General features: G+C 72.9%; 8 protein-coding genes. 4 read left to right on the top strand and 4 right to left on the bottom strand.

What is annotated here, in order from left to right; all coding sequences use genetic code 11:
- Window positions 1–154: 154 nt before the first annotated feature.
- On the bottom strand, window positions 155–1156 hold the full coding sequence (locus tag AB0K03_RS39020) for a LacI family DNA-binding transcriptional regulator (RefSeq protein WP_364696501.1): 1002 nt from the start codon (window positions 1154–1156) through the stop codon (window positions 155–157).
- 60 nt (window positions 1157–1216) lie between these two features.
- Between AB0K03_RS39020 and AB0K03_RS39015 the strand changes: the two genes are divergently transcribed.
- The 4 genes from AB0K03_RS39015 (at window position 1217) to AB0K03_RS39000 (ending at window position 6249) form a co-directional block, all read left to right on the top strand.
- Entirely contained in the window at window positions 1217–2029 is an 813-nt protein-coding gene (locus tag AB0K03_RS39015) for a phytanoyl-CoA dioxygenase family protein (RefSeq protein WP_364696498.1), read from the top strand.
- A 400-nt stretch (window positions 2030–2429) separates the two neighbouring features.
- Entirely contained in the window at window positions 2430–3290 is an 861-nt protein-coding gene (locus AB0K03_RS39010; RefSeq protein ID WP_364696496.1) for a hypothetical protein, read from the top strand.
- Window positions 3274–4065 carry an inositol monophosphatase family protein gene (locus AB0K03_RS39005; protein WP_364696493.1) on the top strand — a complete coding sequence of 264 codons (792 nt, stop codon included), beginning with the start codon at window positions 3274–3276 and terminating at the stop codon, window positions 4063–4065. The genes AB0K03_RS39010 and AB0K03_RS39005 overlap by 17 nt, the downstream gene beginning before the upstream one ends.
- Before the next feature lie 84 nt (window positions 4066–4149).
- The gene (locus tag AB0K03_RS39000) at window positions 4150–6249 is read left to right on the top strand and encodes a glutaminase domain-containing protein (protein WP_364696490.1); all 2100 of its coding nucleotides are present in this window, start codon (window positions 4150–4152) and stop codon (window positions 6247–6249) included.
- A 7-nt stretch (window positions 6250–6256) separates the two neighbouring features.
- On the opposite strand, the gene AB0K03_RS38995 is transcribed toward AB0K03_RS39000, so the two are convergent.
- The 3 genes from AB0K03_RS38995 to AB0K03_RS38985 all read right to left on the bottom strand — a co-directional run bounded on the left by AB0K03_RS38995 (window position 6257) and on the right by AB0K03_RS38985 (window position 8790).
- On the bottom strand, window positions 6257–6697 hold the full coding sequence (locus AB0K03_RS38995; RefSeq protein ID WP_364696487.1) for a DUF1707 domain-containing protein: 441 nt from the start codon (window positions 6695–6697) through the stop codon (window positions 6257–6259).
- 204 nt (window positions 6698–6901) lie between these two features.
- Window positions 6902–7528 (bottom strand): FHA domain-containing protein, encoded by a 627-nt coding sequence (locus AB0K03_RS38990; RefSeq protein WP_364696484.1) that lies wholly within the window; start codon window positions 7526–7528, stop codon window positions 6902–6904.
- Complete coding sequence (locus AB0K03_RS38985; protein ID WP_364696481.1) at window positions 7525–8790, bottom strand: VWA domain-containing protein; 1266 nt, start codon at window positions 8788–8790, stop codon at window positions 7525–7527. Before AB0K03_RS38985 ends, AB0K03_RS38990 begins: the two co-directional genes overlap by 4 nt.
- Window positions 8791–8797: the final 7 nt, after the last annotated feature.

Below are 8797 nucleotides of genomic sequence, written 5' to 3'. Positions count from 1 at the left end.
GCTGCGTGCGGGCGTGCGGGCTGCGTGCGGGCGTGCGGGCTGCGCGCGGGCGTGCGGGCTGCGCGCGGGCGTGCGGGCTGCGCGCGGGCGGGCCGGTCTGCACGCCGTTCCTGCGGGGCGGCACGCGCGGTTGGTCGTCCGCGGGCGGAATCGGTCAGGCGCTGTCGCGGACGATCAGGTGGTGCGGGATGACGATCCGGCGGGCCGGCGCCGCCGGGTCGCCGTCGAGGCGGTCCGCGAGGCAGCCCACCGCCTCTCGGGCGATCGCCGCCTTGTCCGGTGAGATGGTGGTCAGCGCCGGGGTCGCGTACCGGCCGTCCTCGATGTCGTCGAAGCCGACCACCGCGAGGTCGCCGGGGATGGTGCGGCCGTGGCGCAGGGCGGTCTGCATCGCGCCGAGGGCGAGCTGGTCGCTGAAGCAGAAGACCGCGTCGATCTCGGGTCCTGCCTCGAGGAGGCGGCGCATCGCGTCGGCGCCGTCCTCGCGGTGCAGGCGCTCCACCGGGATCTCCAGGCGGGGGTCGGCGGGCAGGCCGGCCTCGGCCAGGGCGGCGCGGTAGCCCTCGACGCGGCGGGCCGCCGTGCCGTTCTCCAGGTGCGGCTGCGGGCCGATCGCCGCGATGCGGGTGCGGCCCTGCGCGATGAGGTGCGCGGTGGCGTCGCGGGCCGCCGCCACGCTGTCGACCGCGACGTGGTCCAGCAGGCCGTCGGCGTCCTGCTCGCCGAGCAGCACCAACGGTACGGCGTCCGGCCGGCGTCGCAGGTCCTGCGGGGACAGCGCCCAGGGGCTCAGCACGAGGCCGTCGACGACCTGGCCGCGTACGCCGTCGAGCAGGCGCCGTTCGTGGTCGGCGTCCCCGCCGGTCTGCTGGACGAGCAGCATCCACGACCGTTTCTGTGCCTCGTCGACGAGCAGCCCGGCGAGCTCCCCGAAGTAGGGCGAGGCGATCTCCGGGATGGCCAGCGCGACCAGCCCGGAACGGCCGCCGCGCAGGTGCCGCGCCGCCGCGTTGGGGCGGTACTGCAGCTCGTCGATCGCGGCCTGCACGCGGGCCCGGGTCTCCGGGGCCACCAGCGCGAAGCCGCTGACCACGTTGGACACCGTACGGATGGACACGCCGGCTCGTTCGGCCACCTGCCGCAGGCTCGCGCTCATGGTGAAAACCCTACCGGCAGCTATTGCAACGTGGCATGCCACGTTGCAATCATGGTTTGCATGAGCGACGCAGGAGCAGCAGCCAGGACCGCGATCTACGACGAGGGCATCACCGCGTGCAAGGGTGCATTCAGCGTCGAGTGGGCCGACACCATGCGCGAGGACATCGAGAAGGCGTTCGCCGAGGCGATCGCCCGTCCCGGCGGCGCCGTCGGCCGTGGCCCCAAGCGCTACTACGTCGAGATCCACCCGGAGCAGATGCGCGGCTTCGTCGACCTCGTCACGCACCCGTGGGTGACCGCGGTCTGCGAGGCGGTGCTCGGCCCGCAGTACGAGATCGTCGAGCTGGGCTTCGACATCCCGTTCGCCGGCGCGGTCAACCAGCCGTGGCACCGCGACTTCCCGATGCCGGAGATCACCCGTACGCAGCGCAGGCTCGACTCGCTGGCGTTCAACCTGACCGCGGTCGACACCGAGGAGGACATGGGCCCGTTCGAGATCGCGCCGGGCACCCAGTTCGACGACTCGCCCGAGTTCGGCCACGGGATGTTCCCGCCCAAGTCGCACTACCCCCGCTACGAGGAGCGCGCCGTCCGCAAGTACCCGAAGCGTGGCGACGTCTCGGCCCGCTCGGCGCTGACCATCCACCGCGGCACCCGCAACGAGTCCCGGAAGTCCCGGCCGGTGCTGGTGCTCGGCGTCGACGCCCCCGGCGGCATCAACGGCGAGAAGCACGACATGGCGGTCACCCGGGCGTACTGGGAGGCGCTGCCGCAGCAGGTCAAGGACCACCTGCACTGCCCGGTCGTGGACGTGCTGACCCCGATCACCCAGAAGCACACCATCGAGGGCCTGGTGATGGGCGAGGCCTGAGCCCTGCCCACGTCGGCCGGCGAAGCCGGCGACGAATCCCAGGGCCAGGTGCGGGCCTCGGCGTCGAACAGCTCCGCACTGCTGCGGACCGGTACGACGCAGAGCAGGTGGCCGCCGGGCGCCCGCAGAATGTGGCAGTCCAGCCAGCGGTCGACCTCCACGGCACCGAGCGCGACCAGCCGGGCGGTCTCGAGCGGGCCGACGGCCGGGTCACCGGCCCTGACATCTGTCACGGACCGTCGATGACGGACGGCTCAGGGACGGGCGCGCGACGCGCTCCACGATGGACTCATGAGAGCCCCTGTCGTCGTGTTGTTCTTCCTGTCGCCGCTGGTCGCGGAGTTCCTCCTCGGCGACTTCACCGTAGCGATGCTGCCGTTCCTGTTCCTGCTGGGCCCCGATGTACGGCGGCGGCGCGCTGGTCATCCGCGAGGTCACCCGCCGTACCGGTCGCGGCTGGCCGACCGTGCTGCTGCTGGCGCTCGCGTACGGGCTGTTCGAGGAGGGCATCGCCACCCAGTCGCTGTTCAACCCGGACTACGCCGGCGCGCACCTGCTCGATCAGGGCTTCGTGCCGGCGCTGGGCATCGCGGTCCCGTGGACCCTGTACGTGCTGGCGCTGCACACGGTATGGAGCATCACTGTGCCGATCGCGCTCGTCGAGGAGGCGAGCAGCCGCCGTACGACGCCGTGGCTGCGCACGCCGGGGCTGGTGGTGGCGAGCGTGCTGCTGGCCGTGGGGGCGTTCGGCACGACGATGGCTTCGTACGGAATGGACTCGTACGTGGCTCCCTGGCCGAAGCTCGCGACCGTCCTCGTCCTCGTCGCCCTGCTGGTCGTCGCGGCGTTCCTGGTGCCGGCCCGGCCGCGCACGCCGGGCGCCGTGCCGGGCCCGTGGGCCGTGCTCGCCGTGACGCTGGCCGGCGGGGCGCTGTTCATGAGCGCGAAGTGGCTGCCCGACCGGGCCGGCGTGCCGGCGATGCTGGCCGCGTTCGTCCTCGTGACCGAGGCGATCCTGCGCTGGTCGCGGCGGGACGGCTGGGCCGGCCGGCACCGGCTCGCGGCGGCGGCCGGCGGGTTGCTCACGTACGCCTGGCACAGCTTCACCACGCAGCCGCTCGCCGGCGGCGGCGCGGTCGTCACCCCCGTCAGCCACGCGTTCTTCGCCTTGTGCGCGGTCGTGCTGCTCGTGTGGGAGGCGCGCCGCGTCGCCCGCGCGGGCGACGCGCGGCAGGATGGGATCCGTGCAGAGCGATCTTGATCTGGCCCGGACGGCTGCCCTGGCGGGGGCGGCCGTCGCGTTGCGGCACTTCGCCGCCCTCGCCGAGCTGCGCCGGGAGGTGAAGCCCGACGGCAGCGTTGTCACTGCCGCCGACCGCGAGACCGAGGCGGCGATCCGTGCGGTGCTGGCCGCGCAGCGGCCCGGCGACGCGATCCTCGGCGAGGAGGGCGGCGCGACCGGCGCCGGCGCGCGCCGGTGGATCATCGACCCGATCGACGGCACCGCGCTCTTCGTGTCCGGTGACGACCGGTGGCTGGTGCTGGTCGCGCTGGAGGAGGACGGCGACGTCGTCGCCGCGGCCGCCGCGGTCCCGGCGCAGGGCACGCTCTGGTGGGCCCGTCGCGGCGGCGGCGCCTACCGCTCCCGGCTCGACGGTACGGCGGAGCAGCGCGTCACTGTCGCCACCGGCCGGCCGGACGTGCTCGACGGCAGCCGGCTGGGCGTGGTCCCGGCGCCGCCCAACTATCTCGACTCCGATCGCCGCATCGCCGCGCCGCTGGCCGCCCGGGCCGCCGAGAGCGACTGGGCCGTGCACGCCCCGCTGCTGGTGGCGAGCGGCGGCCTCGACCTGGCGGTGCAGACCCGCGGGCAGATCTGGGACTTCGCCGCCACGTCGCTGATCGTCACCGAGGCCGGCGGCGCGTACGGCGGGGTCGACGGCATCCGTGGCCCCCGGGCGGGCACGTCGCTGTTCGCTCGCAGCCCGGAGCTGTGGCATCAGGCCCATGCGGCGCTCTGGCCCGAACACGGTTGAACATATCCGTACGCGGGACCTTCCTGTTCGGACACACTTGCACTAGATTCACGGTGTTGAATGAATCGGCGGGGAGGTCGGGACATGACATCTCGGAGGCGTCTGCTGCAGCTCGGAGGAACGGCCGGGGCGGGTCTCGCCCTGAGTCCCGTGCTGTCGAGTGCCACCCCGGCCGGAGCAGCTCCGGCCCGCCGGGCCGCCGCGATCCGGCCACCCGCCGTGCCGCTCGCCGTGCGGTCGCCGTACCTGAGCACCTGGCTCGCCGCCGACAACCTGCCCGGCAGCTGGCCCACGTTCTGGACCGGCCGGGTCACGGCCATGACCGGGCTGGCCACAGTCGACGGCACGCCGTACCTGTTCATGGGTTCGCCGTCGGCGCCCGGTGACTATCCCTTCGCGACAATGCGGCAGACCTCGCTGACCGTCACCGCGACCAAGTCCGAGTTCGTGCTGGAGCAGGCCGGCGTGGAGCTGACCGTGACGTTCCTGTCCCCGGTAACCCCCGGTGACCTGCGCCGGCAGTCGCAGCCGCTGAGCTATGTCGCGGTGAGCGCGCGCAGCGTCGACGGCCGGCCGCACGACGTGTCGGTGTACGTCGACATCTCCGGCGAGTGGGCCTCCGGGGACGCCGGCCGCTCGATCACCTGGGAGCAGCAGGCCACTGCGGGGGTGGTCACGCTGTCCTACCAGCAGTCCACACCGGACGTGCTGCGCGAGCGCGGCGACACCGCCGAGTGGGGAACGATCGTGCTCTCCAGCCCGGCCCGCCCGGGCCTCACCTGGCAGATCGGCGCGGACGGCGACGTGCGCCGCCGGATCGCCACCGAACACACGTTGGCGAACACGGCCGACCCGGACAAGCCCCGGCGGATCAACGACCGCTACCCGGTCTTCGCCGTCAACCAGACCCTGGGTATGGTCACCCGCCGCGCCTCCGAGCCGTTCGTGGTGAGCATCGGGCACCTGCGCGAGCCCACGGTCAGTTACCTCGGCGAGCAGTTGCCGCCGCTGTGGAAGACGTACTGGCCGACGTGGCAGGCGATGGTCGCCGAGTTCCACCGTGACTACGCGGCCGCCGCGGCGCGGTGCGCCCGGCTCGACGAGAAGGTGGAACGCGACGCCCTCCGGGCCGGCGGATCCGAGTACGCGGCCCTGTGCGCGCTCGCGTTCCGGCAGGCGTACGCGGCCACCGACCTGGTCAGCCGCAACGGCGAGCCGTGGGCGTTCCTCAAGGAGATCTCCAGCAACGGCAACATGCAGACCGTCGACGTCACGTACCCGTCGATGCCGGTGTGGTTGTACGCCGACCCGCAGTACCTGCGGCTGATCCTCGCGCCGGTCCTCGACTACGTGGAGAAGCGCGGCTTCCCGAAGGTGTTCGCGCCGCACGACCTCGGCGCGCACTACCCGAACGCGGACGGCCACCTCTCCGGCGAGGGCGAGGAGGACATGCCGGTCGAGGAGTCGGCCAACATGCTCATCATGGTCGCCGCGTATCTCGACCGGGCGCCCAGGGCCGAGCGCGAGGCGTACGCCGCGGCGCACTACCCGATCCTGCAGCAGTGGGCCGACTACCTGGTGCAGAACGCGCTCGATCCCGACCTGCAGAACCAGACGGACGACTTCACCGGCTTCATCGCGCACAGCGTCAACCTGGCGCTCAAGGGCATCATCGGCATCGGCGCCATGAGCACGATCGCGACCGCCGCCGGCCGGGCACCGGATGCGGCACGCTACCTGTCCACGGCCCGCGGCTACATCGCCGACTGGGAACGCATGGCGCTCGACTCCTCGGGCAAGCACCTCAAGCTCGCGTACGACCGGGACGGCACGTGGAGCCTGAAGTACAACGGGTACGCCGACTCGCTGCTGAAGCTGGGCCTCGTACCGGCCTCCGTGCAGCAGCTCGAGGCCGAGTGGTATCTGCAGCGGGTCGCCACCGACGGGATCCCGCTCGACATCCGGCACACGTACACGAAGGCGGACTGGGAGATGTGGACCGCGGCCTGGCTCAAGGACCACGCGGCGGTGCGGGACGCGCTGATCGACGGGCTCTACCGGTTCGCTCACACGACCGGGCAGCGGGTGCCGATCACCGACTGGTACGACGTGGTCTCGAACCGGCAGCAGGGCTTCCAGGCGCGGCCCGTGGTGGGCGGATTCTTCGCGCTGCTCACCGTCTGAGGGGCGCTCAGGAGCGGGCGGCGACGATCAGGGCGGCGACGGCGCCGATCGAGAGCACCACGCTGACGATGCCGAGCACCCGGCCGATCAAAGCCGGGCCGACGCCGTGCGCGCCGCTGCCGCGCGTGCTCAGCACGATCGCGACGACGCCGAGGAGCCCGCCGATCAGGCAGAACGACAACGGCACCGACATGAGGCCCAGAACCAGCGCTCCCCGCCCGGCGTTGCGGTCCGGCGGCGCCGGGGGAGCGGCGTTGCGCGGGTCCCACTGCAGGCGCGGCGGCAGGTCCTGCACCTGGGCGAGCAGGTCCGAGGCGTACGTGGCCGAGCCGACGGCGACGATCCGGCTGTCGTACTCCGCCTCACGCAGGCTGCCCTCGGTGAGCGCCTGGTTCAGCAGGTCGATCACCTGGGTGCGGTGCACCGTACCGATGCGCTCGTCCTTCATCGCGGGCTGACCGTATCGCGCCCGCGTTCCGGTGCGCGGGCAAATCGACCAGCTCTCATCGTCCCCGGCGCAGGTACGTACGGACCGACGGCGGGACGAACACCGCGAGCAGTCCGGCGGACCAGTTCCGTCACGGGCTCGAGCGCGTCCTCGACTGCATCGGCGCGGCGCTGCCCGCCGGCGCCGCCTGAGCAGCCCGCCGGGTCAGGACGGCGCGTGCAGGGTGATCGTCGTCCAGGCGCCCACGTGCACCCGGTCGCCGTCCGCCAGGGTGCGGCTCTGCCCCGCCGTGAGCGGCTTCTGCTCGTCGTTGACGTACGTGCCGTTGGTGGAGCCGAGGTCCGTCAGCAGCCACTGGCCGTCGACGCTCAGCGTCAGCAGCGCGTGGGCGTGGGAGACGCCCGGGTCGTCGTCCGCGAGGTCGATCTCCGGGTCGGTCCCCTTGGACGTGCTGTGCCGCCCGATGCGGGCCTGCGGGGACGGCAGGGTGATCGTGCGGGTCCGGGTGTGGTCCGGGAAGTCGACCCCCTCGATCGCGTTGGCCTCGAAGTAGTCGCGGTCCGCGGTGATCGTGGCCGTCCAGGCCGGCGCGGGCTCGGCCGGGCCGCCGAGCGCGGGGATCTTGCCGGTGTGATGGTCGAAGCCGCAGTCCTCGCAGAAGCGGCCGGTCCCCGCGCGCGGCGCGCCGCAGTGCGGGCACGCCGGACCGGAGACCTGCGGCGTGGCGGCGGGAGCGGCGGCCGGGGGAGCGCCGGACATGCGGGCGCCGCACGTGTCGCAGAAGTCGTCGGTGGCCGACACGTGGCCCTTCGGGCAGGTGTACGCACTCACTGGCCGCGTCCCACCCGGACGGTCTTCGTCGAGCGGGTGTCCAGGGCCATCTCGTCCGCCGCCTCCACCCGGCGGCGCAGCCGGACCGTGCCCGTCGCGGCGTCCTCGATCTCCACCACGGTGGCCAGGAGGTCCTCGGTGGCCTTGTTGCCGCTCTGGTGGGCGAGCTGCGCCGCGCGGCCGAACTTGAGGGTGGCCGTACGGTCGTCGCCGGCCTTGCGGGCCTCGATGCCGGCCTGAATGGCGTCCGCGAGCTCGGCCTGGCCGGTGTAGTGGGCGACCTGGCGGTTGATCCGCGCCGACAGCGCGGTGTCGTCGGTCCACACCGCGCGGACCAGGCACTGGGCGTGCACGACCGCACCCTCCACGACGGACACCCGCGCGGCGAGCATCTCGTCGCCGGCCGTGCCCGGGGCCACGTCCACGCAGATGTGGTAGTCGCGGCTCTCCGAACCCCACGAGCCCAGCGGGTAGCGTCCGGCCCGCGGGCCGTCCTCGACGCGCTTGCCGGTCAGGTCGGCCATCTGCGGCTCGACCTGCTTGACGAAGCGGATCGCCGAGTTGACCGGCGTCCAGACCTTGAGCTGCACGTCGGCGCTGGTCTTGCCCATCGCGGCGGTCATCATCTGCTCGAACGCCGCGGCCAGGTCCTGCGGGCGGGCCACGATGTCGACCGTGCCGAGCATGGCGGTGGCGATCTTGCGTAGCTCGGAGACCGTCCAGTTGGTGCCGACCCCGCGGCAGTCGCAGGTGAACGAGCCGCCGATCTCCTGCAGGACGCTCTCCAGGTAGCCCTTGTACTCGCCGTTCTCGCCGTCGGTCAGCAGGATCGCGTGCTGGATGTCGCCGGGGCGCTGGGCGAACAGCTGGTGGGCCAGCTTGAGCCAGGCGCCCATGGCGGTGCCGCCGTTGGCCTGCAGCCGGTCGATGGAGTGCACCGCCTGCGCGCGGGTCTCCGGCGTCGCCACGGCGAGCTGCCCCGGCGCCGGGAAGAGCTGCTGCGCGGTGCTCACGCCGGCGACGATGGCGAAGCGTACGCCGTCGTCGATGCAGTTGACCGCGGCCTTCGCGGCCTGCCGGGCGGCGATCATGCGGCCCTCGGCCTGCATCGAGCCGGAGCAGTCCACGATGATGATCTCGGTCGCCCCGGCCGTGCGCCGTCCGCCCTCCGCGCCGGACGACGTGACGGTGACGATCGCGTTGACCTCGGTCGCGCCCAGGGCGAGGAACTCGTTCTGGAACGCCTCGGCGGTGTATGCCACGGGCTCT

Origin of the sequence: Actinoplanes sp. NPDC049316 (genome assembly GCF_040677315.1) — a bacterium.
Taxonomy (GTDB): Bacteria; Actinomycetota; Actinomycetes; order Mycobacteriales; family Micromonosporaceae; genus Actinoplanes.
The sequence above is the reverse complement of the archived record's forward strand: the minus strand, read 5'-3'. Positions and strand labels throughout refer to the sequence as shown.

Bases quoted from the DNA above. Each gene is read 5' to 3' on its own strand.
- AB0K03_RS38995 (WP_364696487.1), bottom strand. From the start codon at position 6,697: ATGAAGGACGAGCGCATCGGTACGGTGCACCGCACCCAGGTGATCGAC.
- AB0K03_RS39000 (WP_364696490.1), top strand. From the start codon at position 4,150: ATGACATCTCGGAGGCGTCTGCTGCAGCTCGGAGGAACGGCCGGGGCG.
- AB0K03_RS39010 (WP_364696496.1), top strand. From the start codon at position 2,430: ATGTACGGCGGCGGCGCGCTGGTCATCCGCGAGGTCACCCGCCGTACC.
- AB0K03_RS39020 (WP_364696501.1), bottom strand. From the start codon at position 1,156: ATGAGCGCGAGCCTGCGGCAGGTGGCCGAACGAGCCGGCGTGTCCATC.
- AB0K03_RS39015 (WP_364696498.1), top strand. From the start codon at position 1,217: ATGAGCGACGCAGGAGCAGCAGCCAGGACCGCGATCTACGACGAGGGC.